Source organism: Sphingobacterium gobiense (assembly GCF_002980575.1).
In the GTDB taxonomy this organism is placed as follows: Bacteria; Bacteroidota; Bacteroidia; order Sphingobacteriales; family Sphingobacteriaceae; genus Sphingobacterium; species Sphingobacterium gobiense.
On the sequence record NZ_PVBS01000002.1, the window covers coordinates 935,910 to 956,540 of the forward strand.

A 20,631-nucleotide genomic window follows, 5' to 3' on the forward strand; every position below is an offset into this window, starting at 1 on the left:
CTCCCTTAACTTGTAAAAAAGTGAGTATAGTTGCTTTTGTTGTCTGCTAAAACCTTATTTTAGGGAACCAAACAGTGATGTATGCTGCAGTTTGGGGAATGCCTCGGGCTGTGGTAAAATTAAAAATGATGAATTTCAACAATATTGTAACAAAACTAGCTTTTCTCGGAGGGATACTCCAGGTTTTAGGATCATGTAGTACAGGTTCGGAATATCAAAAATCGGATTCACTAACAGCGTACGTCGATCCGTATATCGGCACCGGCGGACATGGGCACGTCTTTTTGGGAGCGAATGTTCCTTATGGAGCGGTTCAGCTGGGACCGTCTAACCTTTCCACCGGTTGGGACTGGGTCTCGGGGTACCATATTTCCGATTCCACGATTATTGGATTTGCGCATCAACATTTGAGTGGCACGGGGATTGGTGATTTGGGTGATATTGTGTTATTACCGTTTACGGGGGACATCCGGTTTGACCGCGGAGAGCATGGTGATGAACAGACCGGAGCTTATTCACTATTTAATCGAGACACCGAACGCGTCAGACCGGGTTATTATGCGGTGCATCTGGATCGGTTCGATGTTGACGTAGAACTGACGGCCACCTCGCGTGTAGGCTTCCATAAATACAGCTATAAAAAGGATGAAACACCAAAAGTGTTGATGAATCTCGATGCGGGTATAGGTTGGGAAGGCGAGAAAGAAGGACAAATTACGATAGAGAATGATACCCTCGTTTCCGGTTATCGATATTCAAAGGGCTGGGCAAAAAACCAAAAGATTTATTTTACTGCAATCTTTTCGCAACCGATTGTTGGTGTTCGATTGGCTGATAGTACAGCTATTCAGGAAGGAAATAGCATTACGGCTTCCCGCGCATACGCGGAACTTGTTTTTGGAAAGACCGATGGATTCCAGGACGTTTTGGTGAAGGTAGCCCTGTCACCGGTGAGCGTTGAGAACGCTAAACTGAATTTGCAAGAAGAACTTCCTAATTGGGATTTCGGCGCAACGAAAGACGCAGCCGATGCCGCTTGGAATGAACAGTTGCAGAAAATAAAGATTGAAACGAAAGATACCGTTGCACGTAAAATCTTTTATACAGCGCTTTACCATACGATGATCGCACCTTCGGCATTCAGCGATGTGAATGGCGAATATATGGGAAGTGATTTTAAACCGCATAAGCTAGTGACGGGCGAAAATTATACGACTTTCTCCCTTTGGGATACCTATCGGGCAGCGCATCCACTAATGAGCATTATCCACCGGGATCGTCTACCAGACATGGTGAATTCCATGCTTCGTATCTATCAGGAGCAGGGTAAGCTTCCCGTTTGGCACTTGGTAGGAAATGAGACGGATTGTATGGTCGGTAATCCCGGCATTATTGTCGTAGCAGACGCTTACCTGAAAGGGATAGGAGGGTTTGACAAGGATCTCGCATACGAGGCAATGAAGGTTTCAGCCATGAAGGATGATCGAGGTCTTAACTGGCATAAGCAATATGGGTATGTGCCTTACGATAAAGAAGAGGCAGAATCAGTTGCGAAAGGACTGGAGTTTGCTATTGCCGATTGGAGCTTGGCACAGGTGGCTAAATTACGGGGAGAGCAGGACGATTACGATTACTTTATCAAACGTAGTGACGCTTTTAAATATTACTTTGATCAGGATTTGCAATTCTTGCGTGGTGTAGATTCCGAAGGGAATTTTAGGCCGGGCACGTTTGATCCCTTTCATTCGGCACATCTTGCCAATGATTACACCGAGGGAAACGCTTGGCAATATACCTGGTTAGTGCCACATAACATCCATGGTTTTATAAATCTTTTCGGCGGAGAAGACAAATTTATCGCGAAGCTGGATTCCTTGTTTGTGGTGGAGGGGGATATGGGTGAAGACGCTTCTCCGGACATTAGCGGATTGATCGGTCAATATGCTCATGGAAACGAACCAAGCCACCATGTCATTTATATGTATCCTTATGCAGGTCAGCCATGGAAGGCTGCTGAACGCGTTCGGCAGACCTTAGCAACCATGTATACCGATCAGGTAGATGGTCTTTCCGGCAATGAAGACGTAGGGCAGATGTCGGCTTGGTATGTGCTATCGGCACTGGGATTTTATCAGGTTTCACCTGCCGGTGGTCCTTTTATTTTTGGAAGTCCGTTGTTCGATAAAGCAACGGTTGCCTTGGGTGAAGGAAAAACTTTGGAACTTGTAGCGCATAACAATAGCAAAGAAAATAAATATATTCAGCAGGTCCGGCTTAATGGGGAACCGTATACGAAATCCTACATTTCGTACAAGGACCTTATAAAAGGAGGGAAGCTTGAGTTTGATATGGATAATACGCCTTCGGATACATATGGTGTCGCGGAAGGAAGCAGGCCGGAGACTGTACGTTAGGCATCATTTTAAAAATACACGGATGAAGTTAAAATATATACTGTTAAGTGGATTAATTTGTTTAGGAACGGCTCTTCACGCACAGGTTTTACCCTATAAGAATAGTCAATTGCCTATCGAAGACCGGGTCCAGGACCTAATAGGACGCATGACCGTGGAGGAGAAAGTAGGACAGCTTTCCAAACTGTTAGGATGGGAGATGTATGTGAAAGATGCGGCAGGCATACGGGTTAGCGATAAACTAAAAGATGCTGTTAAAAAACAGCACATCGGACTCCTATGGGCTACTTTGCGCGCTGATCCGTGGACACAAAAAACGCTGGAAAATGGCTTAAGTCCAGAGGAGGCCGCAAGAGCGACGAATGCGATACAGCGTTATATGGTGGATAGTACGCGCTTGGGAATTCCGTTGCTTTTATCGGAGGAGGCGCCGCACGGTCACATGGCCATTGGCGCGACGGTGTTTCCAACGGCGATCGGGCAGGCGAGCACGTGGAACCCTGATCTCATAGCGCAGATGGCAAGAGTGATTGCTACCGAGACTTACGCGGTAGGTGGTAAAAATGGCTATGGTCCGGTATTGGATTTGGCGCGGGATCCACGTTGGTCACGCACGGAAGAATCTTATGGAGAGGATCCTTATCTCGTTGGGCAGATGGGGAAAGCTATGGTAAAAGGATTTCAAGGTGATGTTGCAGGCGCTGAGGAGAAAATAATAGCTACGCTGAAGCATTTTGTCGCATATGGCGTTCCCGAAGGTGGCCATAATGGGGGGAGTGTAAGTGTTGGTGAAAGGGCTTTGCTTCAAAGCTTTTTGCCGCCATTTGAACAGGCGGTAAAAGCCGGTGCGGGATCTATAATGACCGCTTATAATTCCGTTGATGGAGTCCCTTGTTCATCCAATCCTTGGTTGTTAGACGAAATTCTGCGGCAGCAATGGGGCTTTAAAGGATTCGTGGTATCGGATCTGTTGAGTATCTCTGGCCTGACCGGTAGCCACGCCACCGCGGAAGATGCGGTTGACGCGGCAAAACAAAGCATCGAAGCCGGGTTGGATGTGGATTTAAGTGGTTCGGGTTTTGGAGATAATTTATTGAAAGCTGTAAAATCGGGACAAGTAGATATGCAATACGTGGACCGTGCCGTTGCACGCCTCTTATATCAAAAGTTCGCCCTCGGTCTCTTCGAACGACCTTATGTCGACGAGCATCTAGTAGTACAAAAGGTCGCAACTTCGGAACATACGGCTATGGCGAGACAGGTTGCCCGGGAGGCTATTGTCCTGTTAAAGAATGAATCCAATCTTTTACCACTGAGCAAGACCTTGAGTCGGATTGCCGTAATCGGTCCCAATGCCCATAATATATATAACCAGTTAGGCGACTACACGGCGCCGCAGCCGGAAGAAAAAATAAAAACAGTATTGGAAGGTGTGCGTGCTGCGGTATCGACGAATACGTATGTGGATTATGTGAAAGGGTGTGCGATCCGTGATACGAGTGCGACGGATGTTGCGTCTGCTGTAAAGGCTGCCGAATTGGCTGATGTGGCGATTGTCGTATTGGGTGGTTCCAGTGCGCGGGATTTTAAGACCTCCTATCAGGCCACGGGAGCCGCTAATGTCGACAGTGCCGCACCGTCTATCAGCGATATGGAAAGTGGGGAAGGGTTTGACCGTGCGACACTGGATTTATTGGGAGACCAGCTACCTTTGCTGCAGGCCATCGTGGCTACGGGTAAACCGGTCGTGTTGGTCACTATTATGGGAAGGCCATTGATCCTCAATTGGGCAGCAGAACATGTTCCGGCGATTGTAAATGCCTGGTATCCGGGACAGGAGGGGGGAATAGCTATTGCAAATGTGCTGTTCGGCGATTATAATCCGGCAGGCAGGTTGCCGATTTCGGTTGCACGTTCTGTTGGGCAGCTACCCGTATATTACAATCACCTGAAACCAAAGCACCATGATTATGTCGAGATTGATGCAAAACCACTATATGCTTTCGGCTACGGTTTAAGCTACACCGAGTTTGCTTACGGTAATTTACAGGTAGCGGTCATAGAAGGGGACGATGACTTTAGGTGTTCTATCCGATTTGACGTGAAAAATGTTGGAGATAGAGACGGGGAGGAAGTGGCGCAAATCTATGTGATGGATGAGGTAAGCAGTGTGGTTACGCCGGTTAAGCAACTGAAAAGATTTTCTCGTCAGTCTATAAAAAAGGGAGATACCCAGTCATTTATTTTTGAACTGACGAAGGAGGATTTGAAGTTGTGGGGAGCTGGCCGGAAATGGAAAACGGAGAAGGGAAGGTTTAAGGTGCTTGTTGGGCCGGCCTCGGATAATACGCCGTTGACAGGTATGTTCGAATTGGAAAAGGATTATATATTTTAAGGTCATGCAGTTACGAGGGTTACTCAGTAGTATTTCCATTTTATTATCGATATCGGGGCTATATGCCCAGATAAATCTAGCTCAAGTTGAAGATATGCAAGCTTCGCCGCGACGCTACGGGGTGATGAAGACCAATATGCCCATTGCAATAGATGGCAAGGATGATGAAAAGGCTTGGGATCTTGCTCCGTGGACCGAAGCGTTTGTCGATATCGAAGGTGACGTAAAGGCGGCTCCCCTATATACGACAAAAGTCAAAATGTTGTGGGATGACGAGCATCTATTTATTTATGCAAGAATGGAAGAACCCCATGTTTGGGGATATTTGACCAAACGTGATACGATTATCTACCATGACAACGATTTTGAAATCTTTATAAAACCGTTTGAGCAACCGTCTTTTTACTACGAGATAGAGGTTAACCCCCTGAACACGATTTTGGATCTGGCGATGCCCAAACCTTATCGGTTTGGAGGTGATGCACTTATACATTGGGACGTCAAGAATCTGAAGTCAGCCGTACATGTGGAAGGAACGTTAAATGATCCAGATGATACGGATCAATATTGGTCTATTGAAATGGCAATTCCTTTTAATTCCCTAACTACTTTCAGTAGAAAAGCTATTCCGAAGCTCGGTGATTATTGGAGGATTAATTTTTCGCGCGTGCAATGGCAACACGAGATCCGTAACGGTAAATATTCCAGAAAGGAAAAAAATGGTAGACGTTTACCAGAAGATAATTGGGTTTGGTCGCCAATCGGGGTGATCAATATGCATTATCCGGAACGGTGGGGATATCTGAAGTTTATCGATTCTGCTGATACGGAAGTTGCGTTACCTCGATCTTATGCCGCAGAAAAAGCCGCGTGGAATATTTTTTACCTGCAGCAGTTGTACAAACAAGAGCATAAACATTTTGCTGCTGATATCGGGGAGCTAAATGGGCGTCAACGTTTGCTGGATATGGATCGGACAGATTTGATTTATGAAATCTTTTCTAATCGTCGTGAAGCAGCATATGTTGTAGAAGTAAAGGACTTAAAGCTTGGTCTTACGGTGACATTGGATAATTTCGGACATTACACCATTAACTATGAATAGCAGAAGAAATTTTATTAAGACAGCGGGTTTAGGAATGGCTGCATTACAATTAAAGCCTGCTGATTTGTGGAGCGCTGACAATAGTAACCCACTATTATTTGACTTTTGGCTTTGGGTAAGGCCGCAGAACAGTGATACGACAGAACAGCTAAAAAAGCGATATCAAAGCTATAAGGAAGCCGGAATCCGGGGACTATTTTTTGAAGATTACAGTAAACGACACTTCCAGCTGGCGAAAGAATATGGATTGGAAACCCATCGTTGGATGTGGACGATGAACCGAGGGGAAAAGGAACTGTTGGAACAACATCCGGAATATTATGCTGTTAACCGCTTAGGGCAATCGTGTGCAGACCAACCGCCCTATGTTGGGTATTACCGTTTCTTATGTCCCTCGCATCCGGATGTTCCAAAATACTTGGAGGAAAAGGCAAGGGTGCAAATGGAAAAGGAAGATGTAGATGGCTTGCACCTGGACTATATCCGCTACCCCGATGTGGTTTTACCTGTTAACTTATGGCCGGATTATGATTTGGATCAATCTACCGAACTGCCCGCTTATGACTTTTGTTATAGTAAGTATAGTAAGGAGGCATTCCTGAAGGAAACGGGAATCGATATCAATAAGGTAGAACGGCCCGAGCAAAGTCCGTCTTGGCGATCTTTTCGTTATAGACAAATCAATAAAGTGGTCAACCGCATTTGTGAAGTAGCGAAAGAATATAAAAAGCCTGTTACGGCAGCGGTATTCCCGACGCCGGATTTGGCTAGAAGGATCGTGCGGCAGGACTGGACGAACTGGAATCTATCGGGCGTCTTTCCGATGATTTATCATGGCTTCTACAAAGAACCTGTACATTGGATCGGTACTGCTGTCGCCGAAGGTGTAGCGGGGATACACGGTAAATTTCCGCTATACGCCGGTTTGTATTTGCCAGATTTTAAAAATTTGGAGGAGTTGCGACAGGGGATTATGCTAGCGAAAGATAACGGCGCTGCCGGTGTGTCTTTGTTTGGCGAGTCGGATTTCGATCTAGCAACGATTGAACTGTTGCAGTCTTTGAGGTAATCCGAACGAAGTGTGCTTATGAACACCAAAATAAACGTTTGTCCATAAAGCTCTTCGCTTCAGATATTTGAAATAGGATAGTGCTAAGGATAGCCTTCTGCATACTTCGAATATTTGCATGCGACAATTAAAACTAAGGGAGGGTTCATGCAATTGTAGTATCCCTTCCTTAGCCTTCAAGGTCGCCTCCGGATGTTTTACAACTGTACACACTCATCCTTGGTACTGCCCAAAATGTAAAACATACGAAGCGACGATTTTTTGCGCAACTTTTTTCTAAAAAAAGTTGTTTAAGAAAAGCCTTTTATTTCAATGTCAACTGAATGACGCTCGCATATCTCACATCCATTTTCGGAGCTTCAACAACCAACTTATCGTTGTTTTTCGACCATTTCACCTTCCCCTTATAGCCTAAGACTTTTACATCTTTGACGTTGAAATTGTCAGATATGCTGAACTGGAATATTTCCGGTTGCTGATAGTCTTTACCCTCAGACAGATGAAATACATTTATTGTTTTATAATCTTTACTGCGCGTGTAATAGTAATCTCCTTCATGGTAAGGAGCAATGGCACGAGTCGCATAAATAGCGGATTCGTTAATTGCCACCCAAGAAGACAACTCTCCTAAGCGGTCGTATGCGGCTTGATCAAAATCCCCATTAGGGCCGGGAGCGATATTTAGCAGATAGTTCCCGCCACGTGATATAATCTTGGCCAATGTTTCTACGATTTTCTGTGTGGGTTTGTACTGATCGTTCGGGACATAGGAAAATGAATTTCCCATGGTGATGCAGCTTTCCCACGGGATATCGAGGGGGTGTTCGGGTATCGCCTGCTCTGGAGTGACATAGTTTTCCCATTCGCCAGGCACCGTGCGGTCGACGACGATGATCCCCGGTTGGTTTGTACGCGCCATATTTCCGATTCTGTCCATATCGATATCCTGTTCGACTTTGATGGTGCGTTGCCATTCGACGTTTTGATCGATCGTTTTGAAGGGCCTTACCCAACCGCCATCCAACCAGAGGATGTCTACTTTTCCATAGTTGGATGTCAGTTCGTTTATCTGGTTATAGGTAAAGGTTTTGTATTTTTCCCAACGGTCAGGATATTTCAAGGGATCGTAGTTGACATTACGGTCTTTTGGTGGGAAATAGGACCACCAGTAATAATCCGTGTGCCAGTCGGGCTTAGAAAAATACGCTCCGATCTTAAATCCTTCATTTCGAAATGTAGAGAAAATTGCTTTCGTTACATCCGCTTTTGGGTTTGTGGAGAAAGGTGTGTTAGGCGACGTGATTTTGTAATCAGACTCTTTCGTGTCAAACATGGCAAAACCATCGTGGTGTTTTGTCGTGAAAACCACGTATTTCATTCCGGCTGCTTTTGCAGCATCAGCCCATTTTTGTGGGTTGAAATCAACTGGATTGAATGTTTTTTGTAGGTTCTCATAATTCTTCACATATTCAAAATAGGTTTCCCCGTGTTCGGGTTTACGCTGGGTCCAGCCCTCGTCTTCAGGGCATAGGCTCCAACTTTCAACAATCCCCCATTGGCTATACGTACCCCAATGCATGAAGAGGCCAAATTTCAGATCTTGCCAAGTTTCCAAGTTCTCAAGAACAGTGGGGTCAGTAGGCTTCTGGTAGCCTGCGGACACGTTGTGTTCTTGGGCATAGGTCGACAAGAAGCATAAACTAATGAATAATAAAAGCAGATTTCTTTTTCGTGTATATGTCATTTTGTATATTCATTTAGGACGTTTCAAGATATAAATTATTTAACTTCCCATTGATTGTTGTAGAATCCCACATTTACAAGACCGTCAGATCCGCTTTTTAGCATATCAAAACGGAAGAACATGTAATCTGGGAAACCACTGGCTCCAGCAAAATATTGGTTGGCCGTGGCGGTCTGCATACCCTTGATGCCTGTGCCGGTTATTACGCCGACGGTATGTGTATCACTTTCCGCTTTTTTCCAGGTAAAATATCCGCCGAGATCATTTCCTTTGTAGTATTCCGTGCCGACTGTAACACCCGTCGCATCGACAACTATTGGGCAATCGTTTAGTAATGCATACCAAGCCTTATTTGTTTTGGCATTGCCAACTAGAATAATATTGTGATGGAGGTAGTTTTCTGCCTGAAACTCGTGATCTGGAATGATCTCGATAGATCCGTTACCCCGGTAATACCATGATTCAGCATCGTAGCGAGCTTTGGCTAGGGCCCATTTATTTTCTTCTTTGTTTCCATTGGTGCCGTATACGTAAACCATACGGTGATTGAAGGCTTCCTTAAAGATTCCGTTCCGATGAGGCCCTTTATCGCTTTTTGACGGCTTCTCTAGAAGTTGCCAGGTGTTAGCTTTTTTTTGTAGAAAAATCGATGTGCTATTATCTTGACAGGTGTAGCTGAGCTTATTTAGACTATCTAGCAAAATCTGGACAGTCTGCCCTTTTTGGAAAATGCTTAAATCTAATTGTAACAGCTCAATATTGTCTGTTTTTCCCGTTATTTGGCTTTTCTCGACGTCGCGATGAAGGACAAGATGCGCGTAATCCAATGGCGTCTGCTGTTGCCATATAGATGCCCAATAATACGTGGCGGAGATGTTTGGATTGGCCGTTTTGAAATCGATCGTATGAACGGCTGTGTCCACTTGGCGTTTATGCCACTTAAAATAATCAAATAGGGGTTTCCAGTCTACACTTTCGTCGCCGTACCAGTGCGATCCACCTGGATATTCGTAATAACTGAAGTTGGGGTGGAATTGCCCAAGCACCTCCCGCATTTGCCTTGCGTAATGTACTGGCACAGTGCGATCCGCGTCGCCGTGAAGCACATAAACCCCCAAGGGCTTATAATTGGTAGCGTAGGCAATCACATCACTTTGATTGCTGGCACGCAGCAAGGTATTCTCCATTTCGTTTCGCCCCTGTTCAGGGACGATACCGTCGGCAGATCCATAGCCTTTCAGCGTTGGGTAGCCGGCGCAGGGGGCGATTGCAGCCCATTTGTCCGGGTAGGTTGCCCCGAGAAACCAGGTGCCGTGTCCGCCCATAGAGTGGCCGGTGAGATATATACGTTGAGAGTCGGGCTGTAGCGTTTGCTTGGCAAGCGTAAGCACTTCCAAGGCATCAAGGCGTCCCCAATCTTCCCAATTGAATCCGCGTGGTCTACGGTTGGTTGGTGCGACCAGTGTTCCCCAATCTTTTGCTTTATAAGCCTGCGCCTGTCCAATCGCTTCGACACCGGCACCATGGACGGAGAAGAAAAGCGCATCGTTTGCTTTTTCACCTCCTATGGCGGGGTTTACGGCATAATATTGCACGCTGCCGTCGATTTCACTAATAAATGTGACACGATAGGGTTGATCGGCTTTCAGGGCACGTAAGCTGACTTCCTGCTCATCCAATGTTTTGTTCTTTTGAGATAAGGTGATACGAGCAGTAATATTACCCATTTCGCTTATAGGTGATGTGTTAAGGGGGACCGCAATCTTTCGAGTACTACGAGGGGGAATTGAAGGGACTTCTGCAGTAGCCTGAACGCCATGAATCATGCTGTTTACCTGTAAATTTTTAAGTGTTTCCGCTGATGCGTTAACGACGACGATACCGGCTATCAGATTCCTTTGATTTTTCCCTAGCACAATATCGGGTAGCGTAGCGTCTTCTGTCTGGATGTATACAGGGCGAGTAGGGAACTGTAGCTGTGCACTTACCAGCGTACCTCGAATATAAAACGCATTGATTCCCTTTTTTAAGCGGATCGGTATGTTCATCCAACCCATACGGTAGGGATCGCCTGCATGGAGCTCACCATCGACAAGCACAGCGCTATTTCCCTTTATATTTAATACGGCATCTTGGATTTTTGAAGAATTGTATGTGATGTATAGATACCCGGTTCCGTATCCTCGCCGCTGAAATGATGTTGGCTGATTAGCCCTTGTTGCTGACACCCTTTCGATTCTTCCCGGCCCAGCAGGGTTGTTGGGATTACGAAGATTACCCCCAGCGCCTGGTGAGGGACGGAAAAAACCGGATGTATCTGCTATTAACGGTATCCAGGTTGATTGTTCGGAATCTAGTTCGCCTTGTATATTTTGTCCTGCTTTTGGCTTGCTAACAATATTGTTATAGTAATTCCAAAGAAACTCGTCCGTATAAATGGCCTCCCGTCCATAAGTATGGGGGAGAGGCAGGTAGAGCGCTTCTTTGAAAGGGTAAGTGCTCTGTGCATATGTTAAGAGGGGAAAGAGGCTGCTACAAATGATAAATAGGTAGCTAATAGACAGTATATGTTTTTTCTTAGCCATAGTTTATAAAATGTCAATAGTAAAAGAGCCTGATTTTACAGGCTCTTTTACTTAATCGTTCTAGTTTACATCCCAGAACAATTTATTGTTTACATTGTCCTGATCTCTCACTGCATTATAATGTTCTGTGTTATAGGTAATCTCAGATGATGGTAACATCCATCTATTAGGCACTTCTTTTTGTAAATCTGCAGGTTCGACTCTGAACGTAAATGTCGGATAGTTTAAGCGTCTAACTTCCGCCCATGACTCCAATGGTTGGATGATATTAAAATGCAGCCATTTCTGTCTTGCAATCAACTCGATTTTATTGCCTGACCAGCCAACGTTTGCAATATAGGCATTGATGGCAGTGGATGTTGGAGAAGTAGGGGCAGGGGCATCGTCATTATTACTACCCTGTCTAATTTGCTGAAGCATAGCGATAGATTCTCTAATACCTTTTTCAAAAAGGTCGTTTGCTAGGGCATCTCCACCATTTCTGGTATGGTATTCTGCAAGCAAAAAGTTAACTTCTGAAGCGGAAATGATTATTCCTGGAAAGTTTTGATTTCTTGAATAAGTGGAACGATTATAAATAGACAAAATGGATTCTCCATCACTGTTTCCATTGATTAATTGTTGTTGTGCACCTGTAGTTAAGGTAGGGTCCAATCCCACATACGCATTTGGAGAAAGTGCACCTTTTTCAAACATAAAAGGCAACCGAGGATCTACTTTGTCTATCATATAGTCTATCATAGCTTTTCCGGCTAGATTAGCATTCCATGATTCTATTCCATCTCTGAAACCTCTGGAATGATACCACTCATTCGTATTGTCAAATATTTCCAATTGGATGTTTTGATCATTGGTCATAACAAGCGGGTAAGTTGAAGCGTTACCCACTATTTCTGCTAGCTCTGACTGTGCTCTTGAAGAAAGCGAAGGGGTATCGGAAATACGTGTTAACATTCTCAAACGAAGGGAATTACAATACCTCTTCCAAAGATCCAAAGAACCGCCGTTTATGATGTCTTGTGTTCTAAATTTAGTCATTACTACAGGGGGAACGGTCAAGGCATTTAATTCTGTACTGATAACTTTTAAATCATCCAACATGATCGTATATATATCTTCTCCTTTGTCGTATGCTGCATACGATGTTGTATAATCAGCGGGGTTAGCATTCAGTGAGCCTGCTTTGGACCATGGAATATTTCCATATAGATCAACCATTTGTTGGGTTTGATCATAAAATAATATTTTGGCCGCCAAGTAATATATACGTGACTGTTCCTGTTCTTCTTCTGGCTCTGAGGCAAAAACACGCTCAAATTCCTTGTATTGTGCGAGCCCCTTATAATAAGTGGCCCACCGATCTTGTACTGCGGCAGCACCAGGAAGTAACTGGTTTGGTTCGTTCTGCCAGCCAACGGCCTGTACATAGCGATTAGCTGTTGTTCTAAGTATAACAAAATAATTCCAATAGCTTGGGAAAATTAATTCCCTGAAATCATAAGTTATACCTGCGAATTGTTTGTCTATTGTTGTTTCTGTTGTTGTCGATGGATCCCTATAGAATTCTTCGAAGCTTTCTTTTTTACATGAAGTAAAGAAGATCGCAAATGAGGTGGAAACTAACCCTATTATAATAAAAAACTTTTTCATCATCTTTTCATTTAAAAACTAGCACGCAACATTAAACCGAAAGTTCTTGTTGCAGGTCCTGTACCCGCATTTGTCACCTGATTTACCCAATATGATCCCCCTGTCATCTGTTCCGGATCAATATCTTTTATAGAACGGTATATGAAAAACAGGTTTCTGCCAAAAGCCGATAGTTGAATATTCTTGGCATTTAATCTAGATGCGATTTCATTTGGTAGTCTATAACCTAAGGATAATTCTCTCATCTTAATGTAATTGTTGTTTTTGACATATAGTTCATAACGGGAATTTGAATACTGAGGACCGCCCCAATTATACGTTTGAGCGTAGTATCTTACTTGTGATATAACATTCGTATTTTGAGAACCATCGGCCAAGACACCTTCCATTAACATGCCGTCGTAATGAATTTTTTCTCCCCCAGGACCAGCCGTTCCAGAATAAGCGACTCCTTTTCCGTTTCCGTCAATATAATAGCTCATGCCTCCATTGGCGGCGTCCATATAATTTAAGCTTTCCTGGGTAAGTCCACGACTTGTCATCCAGGCTATACCCGTAGGCATTACTTGTCCGCCCCATCTAAAATCTAGCAATACATCTAAAGAAAAATTCTTGTAATGGAAGTTATTTACGAATCCGCCGACAGCCTTGGGCATATAATTTCCTGCTTTGATCCAATTATCGGCATCTACTTGGTACAAGCCCAAGTCATTCACCAATAAGTTGCCCTTGTCATCGGTCGCTATAGGCCTTACCATAATATCGCCAATAGGCTGTCCGATTTTAGATACCAACTGAGCTGCAGCCCCGTCGTAGTCCCTATGTAACAACTGTGTCAAATCTCCAGGGAGCTCCTCAACAATATTTTTATTCATGGAGAAATTCAATGCGGTATTCCAACGGAAATTCTCTCCGCTGATAGGATTACTGGTAATTGCAAACTCCCAACCTCTGTTACGCAATGAGCCTGCATTTGCCAGTACAGAGCTTGCTCCATTAGAATTGGGCAGCGTGTAATATAAGATCTGATCCTTGATCAAGCCATTATAATAGGTCACATCAAGACCCAACTTTCCATTTAAAAATCTTGTCTCAAGACCAAACTCTATTTCTTTTTTCGTTTCCGGCTTAATACCTTCATTTCCGAAACTTTCAGTAGGAACTAACGTGTGTAATACCGCTGTACCGGTTCCCTGATTACCGACATTTCCCACTTGATAACTTATGGGACTCTGGTATACTGTAGGATAGTTACCCACGATACCCCAAGAACCTCTCAGTTTCGCGTAATCAAAAATAGTGGGTAAATCGAAGGCTTCAGAAAGGATTAAGCTGGAGTTGACCGATGGATAGTACAGCACGTTGTTATCTGGGTGCATGGTCGAAATGCGTTCTCGTCTTAGCGTTCCTTCTACAAACCAGTAATCTTTCATGTTGAAGTTCATTGTGCCGAAAACAGCATCACGCAATACATTCCTGCGGTAATTCCAGCGATTATTGGCCCCAACCAAATTAACCGATGCTTTCAAGTCGTACCAATCACGGATATGTAATCCTCCTTCGGTTTGTCTCTGAACAAAGTTTTCTTGTGTTCTTGTCCCTGTATAGCCGGCCATTATACCTAAAGAGTAATCTTCATTGATGTCTTTTTTATAAGTAGCCAATAAATCTGTATAATATACATTTCCAGACATTTGACCTAAGCGAAAGGCTCCGCTATTTCCAAATGTCAAAGGTATTTCATTGGGCTCTCTTTCCTCGGTTCGCATATTGGTCATATCTGCCGAGAATCTTCCTCTTATGGAAAAATCATTAGTTATTTGCCATGTGTTGGTAAATGATCCAATGACACGGTTAGAGTATTCGTCGGCAGATCTCGCTAAACTATTCCAATAGTAATCCAATACATCTACCCGATATCCATTGTAGCGGATGTTTTCTTCAGGTGTAAAGCTTTGTGCATTAGGTCCTTGTATTACATATTTGTATCCCATACTTGTCTGGAACTTGTTTGCATACCAATCAGGATTATCGAAGGTGGAAATCATACCCGCAAAATTATTGATCAACCTGTCTGTCAAGGTTGGACGATTGTGCGTGTGCTGATTAATATAATTAACTACCACATCTGTCGTGAAATTTTCCCAGAGTTTAAACGAGCTATTTAGGTTTGCAATATTCCTCTTGTTATAAGAATCCAATGCCGTCATTTGATTATCCTGACGTGTTACAGAGAACCTCACATTCGATTTTTCTGTGGTATGCCCCAAAGCAACGTTAAAAATTGTGTTGTTTGGGTTGTTAAACAGATTGCTGTAAGCGTTTTGAGCCTGGTATGGTCTTATTTCGCCATCCCATGATCTTATCGGCTGTCCATCAAATTTTGGCCCGAAGTTTAACGATGTATTTGCTGTGCCTCGTACGCCATCCGGATAATAGAAAAACATATCTTCGCTTTGGCCGACATTAGCATATGACAGATCATAGCCTGGACCCCTTACATCTTGGAATCTAGGTAAATATCCTACTCGGTCAAGGGTATAGGTCGCATTAAAATCAAGTGAGAAACCCTGCCCGCCTTTGCCTGATTTAGTAGTAACCAAAACGACACCATTCATGGCTTCCGAACCATAAAGCGCTGCTGCAGATGCTCCTTTCAGGATACTGATAGATTCGATATCTTCGGGGTTTAAATCCTCCAGGCCATTTCCCCGTGCACGTTGGTCTCCCCAATAATCCGAATTATTAAATGAGGATTGTCGCATTGGAACACCATCAATAATAACGAGAGGTTGTGAACTATTGGCAATTGAGTTAATACCACGAATATTAATATTAATCCCTGATGTTGCTCCTCCCGGCGCTGCCGAAATCCGTACCCCCGGTGCCTTTCCGTACAATGCTCCCGCAAAATTCGGAGAACCGGTTTTTGTTAATTCTTCGCCACCAACAGTACTCATGGCGTATCCTAATTCCTTAGGCGCGCGTTTAATCCCCATCGCCGTCACGACGACCTCGTCCAGCGCGCCTGCGTCTTCCTGTAACGTCACGTTCAAATTTGTGCTGGATACGGTGAATTCACGTGAAATGTAGCCAATAGTGGAAAATCTCAAGGTTTGTCCGTTGTTGGCTTGGATAGAATAACGTCCATCCGCGTCGGTCTGCGCGGCTACTGTCGTACCAATGACAGCTACCGTAACGCCGGCGAGTGCCCCGTTTGCATCCGTCACTCTCCCCGTAACGGTCTGCTGTGCAAATAACGTTGTTACGCTAAGCAGCATAATCAGCGCTAAACTGCAACATTGTCTGTAAAGTTTGCTCATAGTTTTGCTTTAGTTAATTGTTTATGTTGTGTGTTGTCCCACCGCATGCGCTGCACTGCTATGCAGGCCGATGAAAGCAATTGGACGTTGTTAATTTCCGATATCTGTATGGTCGTGCATTTTGCTAAGCGCGGTATGCAGTATTCTTGTATGGAAGACTGGATTTGTGGTAATAATACATCGCCAAACATGGCACCTTTTCCACTGATCACGATGGTTTCTGGGTTTAGAATGTGAATAAGCGTTGCTATCCCTTTCCCCAACATGTATGCTATTCTTCTGATAGCAATAATGGTTACCTGATCCCCCTTTATGTAGGCTTCAAGAACATCTTCTAAGGTAAGGTTACGGTGCTCGTTATATTTTTTTTCAAGTGAAGAACGCTGTCCGTCTTCTATGGCCTCTATGATGTACTCAATGGCACATAATAAAGATGCTGCTACCTCCAGACAACCCTTTTTACCGCACGAACAAAGCTTGTCTTCATCAGCTAGAGGTATATGACTGAATTCACCAGCGAACCCGCTGTGTCCCTTAAAGAGCTTGCCATCGACGATCATACCCAGCCCGACGCCCCAGTTTAAATTCACAACCAGGGCATTGTCAGCTTCTTTTATTAAGCCAAAATTCTTTTCGGCTATCGCAATGCTGGCCGAATCGTTTTCCAGATAAGTAGGGGTTCCAAAGTGTGACTGAATATTTTCCCGGAGGTTGTACAGTGGAGACTTTGGTGAAAAAGAACTGTTAATACCTTTTTTTGAATCCACGAAACCCGGCATGGTAATGCCAATGCTTAAGACTTTACCTTTTGGGAATTCAGAAATGACGGTTGTTAAGGAATCAACTATTTTGGTATACGTATCCGGATCATCCCATAAATGCGTCGTTATTTTCGTAATGGGCAGAAGTTGCCGATTGGCGAGGTTAACAGCGGTGATGTTCGTAGCATACTGATCCATCGCTATAACAACAATACATCCCTGTTTATCGGCGTTCAAAATAAAATGCATCGCACGTCGTCCGCCGGTGGAGGCTCGAAGTCCGCAACTTACTATCAACTCATCTTCAATAAGTTCATTGATTGCTTTTGTAATAAGTGGAATACTCTTTCCGATCCAATCGCTCAATTCTGCAATGGACTGATTTGGAGAAAAGTATAATGCCCGTAAAATCGCAAGTTTTAGGCTATTCATGGTCTCATAACTATTATGTCGGCTTTTTAACTTAATTATTTATTAATCGTAAATATATAGGTATTTAATATTAACATCCAAATACTTTTTAAATATTTTTTTAAGTATGCGTTTTAAGCTTATTTTTTACAGAAACATCTGCTGTATTGTAACAAAGTTGTGGTCAGATAAGAGGGTATTTGACTTATTTCATAGATTAGCTCTCATAAAATCTAAATGTTGATGACGAAACAACGCTATTATTCCCTTGATGTGTTCAGAGGAGCAACCGTGGCACTCATGATTTTGGTCAATAACCCAGGAGCTTGGGCCCACATGTTTGCGCCTTTAAAGCACGCGGCTTGGCATGGTTGTACGCCTACAGACTTGGTGTTTCCATTCTTTTTATTTGCTGTCGGAAATGCGATGGCGTTTGTGATTCCCAGATTGCAAGAAGCGGGACAGGCTGTATTTTGGAAGAAAGTGATAAAAAGGACTTTATTGATTTTTGCCATTGGCCTATTTTTAAACTGGTGGCCGTTTGTGCAATGGGTAGGGGATGGTCTGCAGTTCCGGGAATGGGTAGATTCAGGTAATGGGGAGCGCGGTGTCCGTATCTTCGGGGTTTTACAACGTATCGCTGTGTGTTATTTCTTTGCGTCTATTTTGGTTTATTTCTTTAAACCGAGGAGTTTAGTTTACCTATCCGCTTTAATACTACTAGGCTATTGGGGGCTGTGTGCATTTCTAGGGGAGGGGGATCCGTACTCGCTGGAAGGTTGGTTTGGGACGGCTATTGATAAGCAAGTATTGGGTGTTGCCCATATGTACAAGGGGGAGGGAGTACCTTTTGATCCAGAAGGCTTAATGAGCACCATGCCGGCTATCGTGCAAGTAGTTTTTGGTTATCTGGCAGGAACGTTTATTCGAAAACAAGGGCAAGTCAATTGGCTGTGGGCAAAAGTACCCAAGACAACAGAGGCTCATTTCAAGTTGTTGGCAGGATTTATGGTGATAGGATTTATCCTTTTGGTATTAGGCTGGAGTTGGTCTTTAGGCTTTCCTATTAATAAGAAAATATGGACAAGCTCTTATGTGCTTTATACAACAGGGCTGGGTATCCTCTCATTGGGCGTGATGATTTGGTTTATTGAAGTGCAGGATGTAAGGAATGCCTTAACAAGATTTTTTGATGTATTTGGAAAGAACCCGCTGTTTATTTTTGTGCTTAGTGGCTTGTTGCCACGTTTTTTGGGGTTATTTCGGATTTCTGATGGTGTTTCTTCCGAAGGCGTACCACAGTATCTAACGGCTTTGTCCTGGTTTTATAAATATGTGTGTGCGAAAATTCCCGGACCGCCAGAATTGGGCTCATTTGTGTATTCCCTTTGTTTTTTAGGGATCATGTGGGGAATCTGCTATATACTGGATAAGAAGAAGATTTATATTAAAGTTTGAGGTTTTTTTACTTTTTGTTTCTATCTTTGCGCTCAATTAATAATTTTTTTAACGCTTTAATATTATTCAAGAAATGTATTTAAGTAAAGAGTACAAAGCTGACATCTTCGCAGAATTTGCGGGCTCAGCAACAAACACTGGTTCTACAGAAGGACAAGTCGCTTTATTCACTAAAAGAATTGCTCACTTAACGGAGCATTTGAAAAAAAACAGAAAAGATTTTAACACACAACGTTCCCTACAGTTATTAGTAGGTAAACGTCGTTCATTATTAGCTTATCTGCACAAAAAAGATATCGAGCGCTACCGTGCTATTATCAAAGCATTGAGCTTACGTGATATCATCAAAAAATAAGCTTTTAGGAGATTAAATAAAAAGCCGCTTGTAAAAATAAGTGGCTTTTTTATTGAGAGGGTCTTTTACCTGCTTACGCGCCGAAAGCTCCTATATAAGTCGCGGCTTCCGGAGCAGTATAGGTGTTGCCATTAATGGTGATACCGTTAGGGAAGTTACGAGGGATGTCTGTTCTTCCTATACCATAAGCGGGTGATTCTGATTTTAAATGAAAATCCCATTGTGGGTCGAAAGTGGCATTATTTTGATCCATATCTAATGGATAATTAACAAAAAGAGGATCGTTTTCACCGGCCGCTGTCCCGCGAATTTCGTCCGTACCGATAATCACGTTAGCTTCGTCTTTCTGGAATTGTTCCACAGCTTGTGGTGTGTGCCCATAGTAGAAATTGTTTGTATATATATTTCTTTCATCTGGTCCTGTAGGGCTATCGTATTTTATTCCATAACGGTTGTTTACCAACAGATTGTTATAGATTTCTGCGCGGACTTCTTTTTCTACCCAAATGGATCCTCCTTTAGATGTTGGCCGCCTCCAACCTGCGTTTAGTATGGTGTTATTATACGCTTTTATGTAGCCTTGAGGAGTCCGATCTCCCGAGTTGGATAGCTTGAGTGCATTAGTATTCGGACTGTACATGAGGTTGAACGCAATATCTGCTATGACCCCTGATTTAGTATTAACTGCTTCTCCGCCAGATTCACCGTTTGTATAAAACTTATTGTTGGCAATGATGGTCTTTCCACCTTCTAGGTAGAATGCGTCGTCTTTGAAATGACGGAAGGTACTGTTCACGATGACGACTTTCGCATCGACATTTGATGTCCATAAAGCAGGGACATTTGATCCGGCAGACGCTTTGTAATATTGACCTAGAACGGACGGGGATGCCTCTGTGGTTTCGCCGCCGCCGTATTCCATAATGGTGTGTTCCAATAAGATCTCCTCACTGCTTGGAGCAGCCAGAAAGCCTCCCCACAGTCCTCCAAGCGCGTTGGCTTCTGTACGTTCTGATTCTTGCACACTCACTAAAACTGGGTTTTCTACGGTTCCCATGGAGTAGAGGTTGCCTTCAATAAGCACCTCTGGAGCTACATTTGAGTCCATGATTACAGTAACTCCTTCTTCGATGGTTAGGCTTTCGCCTCGAGGGATAACCAGGTGCCCTGTGACGTATATGGTGCTGCCTTTTTCCCAGACTCCAGAGACATTTCCCGAAACGGAAGCCTCTGTAGGTGGCAGTATATTGTCGTCTGTAATTTCGGCTTCAGGATTTGACTTTGAGCAGGACGTAAAGGTTGTCGTTGCTCCCAGACTGATAGTAGCGGTCAGTAATGCTAAGGTAGTAATTTTCATGTTT

12 protein-coding genes are annotated in these 20,631 nt (G+C 43.7%); 6 read left to right on the forward strand and 6 right to left on the reverse strand.

What is annotated here, in order from left to right; genetic code table 11:
* Positions 1 to 125 precede the first annotated feature (125 nt).
* The 4 genes from C5749_RS12630 to C5749_RS12645 are packed head-to-tail and all read left to right on the forward strand — an operon-like array spanning position 126 to position 6,983.
* Positions 126 to 2,414 (forward strand): GH92 family glycosyl hydrolase, encoded by a 2,289-nt coding sequence (locus tag C5749_RS12630; protein WP_105727038.1) that lies wholly within the window; start codon positions 126 to 128, stop codon positions 2,412 to 2,414.
* A gap of 22 nt (positions 2,415 to 2,436) precedes the next feature.
* A complete protein-coding gene (locus C5749_RS12635) occupies positions 2,437 to 4,809 on the forward strand; it encodes a glycoside hydrolase family 3 N-terminal domain-containing protein (protein WP_105726533.1) in 2,373 nt (790 codons plus the stop codon).
* Positions 4,810 to 4,813: 4 nt separating this feature from the next.
* Positions 4,814 to 5,914, forward strand: a complete 1,101-nt coding sequence (locus tag C5749_RS12640; RefSeq protein WP_105726534.1) for a carbohydrate-binding family 9-like protein — start codon at positions 4,814 to 4,816, stop codon at positions 5,912 to 5,914.
* Positions 5,907 to 6,983: a family 10 glycosylhydrolase gene (locus C5749_RS12645; RefSeq protein WP_105726535.1), complete on the forward strand. Its 1,077-nt coding sequence runs from the start codon at positions 5,907 to 5,909 to the stop codon at positions 6,981 to 6,983. Before C5749_RS12640 ends, C5749_RS12645 begins: the two co-directional genes overlap by 8 nt.
* Before the next feature lie 304 nt (positions 6,984 to 7,287).
* Here the strand turns inward: C5749_RS12645 and C5749_RS12650 are convergent, their stop codons facing one another.
* The 5 genes from C5749_RS12650 to C5749_RS12670 are packed head-to-tail and all read right to left on the reverse strand — an operon-like array spanning position 7,288 to position 17,478.
* Complete coding sequence (locus C5749_RS12650) at positions 7,288 to 8,727, reverse strand: alpha-L-fucosidase (RefSeq protein WP_105726536.1); 1,440 nt, start codon at positions 8,725 to 8,727, stop codon at positions 7,288 to 7,290.
* A 35-nt stretch (positions 8,728 to 8,762) separates the two neighbouring features.
* Positions 8,763 to 11,312: a carboxylesterase family protein gene (locus C5749_RS12655; protein WP_105726537.1), complete on the reverse strand. Its 2,550-nt coding sequence runs from the start codon at positions 11,310 to 11,312 to the stop codon at positions 8,763 to 8,765.
* Positions 11,313 to 11,372: 60 nt separating this feature from the next.
* Positions 11,373 to 12,965 carry a SusD/RagB family nutrient-binding outer membrane lipoprotein gene (locus C5749_RS12660; RefSeq protein ID WP_245893767.1) on the reverse strand — a complete coding sequence of 531 codons (1,593 nt, stop codon included), beginning with the start codon at positions 12,963 to 12,965 and terminating at the stop codon, positions 11,373 to 11,375.
* 8 nt (positions 12,966 to 12,973) lie between these two features.
* Positions 12,974 to 16,285 (reverse strand): SusC/RagA family TonB-linked outer membrane protein, encoded by a 3,312-nt coding sequence (locus C5749_RS12665; protein WP_105726539.1) that lies wholly within the window; start codon positions 16,283 to 16,285, stop codon positions 12,974 to 12,976.
* Positions 16,282 to 17,478, reverse strand: coding sequence for an ROK family transcriptional regulator (locus tag C5749_RS12670; protein WP_105726540.1), 1,197 nt, complete (start codon positions 17,476 to 17,478; stop codon positions 16,282 to 16,284). The genes C5749_RS12665 and C5749_RS12670 overlap by 4 nt, the downstream gene beginning before the upstream one ends.
* A gap of 222 nt (positions 17,479 to 17,700) precedes the next feature.
* Here C5749_RS12670 and C5749_RS12675 point away from each other — a divergent pair, with 222 nt between their 5' ends.
* Positions 17,701 to 18,915, forward strand: coding sequence for an acyltransferase family protein (locus C5749_RS12675; RefSeq protein ID WP_105727039.1), 1,215 nt, complete (start codon positions 17,701 to 17,703; stop codon positions 18,913 to 18,915).
* A 73-nt stretch (positions 18,916 to 18,988) separates the two neighbouring features.
* Positions 18,989 to 19,270, forward strand: a complete 282-nt coding sequence (gene rpsO, locus C5749_RS12680; protein WP_105714973.1) for a 30S ribosomal protein S15 — start codon at positions 18,989 to 18,991, stop codon at positions 19,268 to 19,270.
* A gap of 73 nt (positions 19,271 to 19,343) precedes the next feature.
* Here the strand turns inward: rpsO and C5749_RS12685 are convergent, their stop codons facing one another.
* Positions 19,344 to 20,627, reverse strand: coding sequence for a right-handed parallel beta-helix repeat-containing protein (locus C5749_RS12685; RefSeq protein WP_105726541.1), 1,284 nt, complete (start codon positions 20,625 to 20,627; stop codon positions 19,344 to 19,346).
* Positions 20,628 to 20,631 lie beyond the last annotated feature (4 nt).

What these genes read in the sequence shown, in the direction of transcription:
- C5749_RS12630 (WP_105727038.1), top strand. Translation starts at nt 126, where the DNA reads ATGATGAATTTCAACAATATTGTAACAAAACTAGCTTTTCTCGGAGGG.
- C5749_RS12635 (WP_105726533.1), top strand. Translation starts at nt 2,437, where the DNA reads ATGAAGTTAAAATATATACTGTTAAGTGGATTAATTTGTTTAGGAACG.
- C5749_RS12640 (WP_105726534.1), top strand. Translation starts at nt 4,814, where the DNA reads ATGCAGTTACGAGGGTTACTCAGTAGTATTTCCATTTTATTATCGATA.
- C5749_RS12645 (WP_105726535.1), top strand. Translation starts at nt 5,907, where the DNA reads ATGAATAGCAGAAGAAATTTTATTAAGACAGCGGGTTTAGGAATGGCT.
- C5749_RS12650 (WP_105726536.1), bottom strand. Translation starts at nt 8,727, where the DNA reads ATGACATATACACGAAAAAGAAATCTGCTTTTATTATTCATTAGTTTA.
- C5749_RS12655 (WP_105726537.1), bottom strand. Translation starts at nt 11,312, where the DNA reads ATGGCTAAGAAAAAACATATACTGTCTATTAGCTACCTATTTATCATT.
- C5749_RS12660 (WP_245893767.1), bottom strand. Translation starts at nt 12,965, where the DNA reads ATGATGAAAAAGTTTTTTATTATAATAGGGTTAGTTTCCACCTCATTT.
- C5749_RS12665 (WP_105726539.1), bottom strand. Translation starts at nt 16,285, where the DNA reads ATGAGCAAACTTTACAGACAATGTTGCAGTTTAGCGCTGATTATGCTG.
- C5749_RS12670 (WP_105726540.1), bottom strand. Translation starts at nt 17,478, where the DNA reads ATGAATAGCCTAAAACTTGCGATTTTACGGGCATTATACTTTTCTCCA.
- C5749_RS12675 (WP_105727039.1), top strand. Translation starts at nt 17,701, where the DNA reads ATGACGAAACAACGCTATTATTCCCTTGATGTGTTCAGAGGAGCAACC.
- rpsO (WP_105714973.1), top strand. Translation starts at nt 18,989, where the DNA reads ATGTATTTAAGTAAAGAGTACAAAGCTGACATCTTCGCAGAATTTGCG.
- C5749_RS12685 (WP_105726541.1), bottom strand. Translation starts at nt 20,627, where the DNA reads ATGAAAATTACTACCTTAGCATTACTGACCGCTACTATCAGTCTGGGA.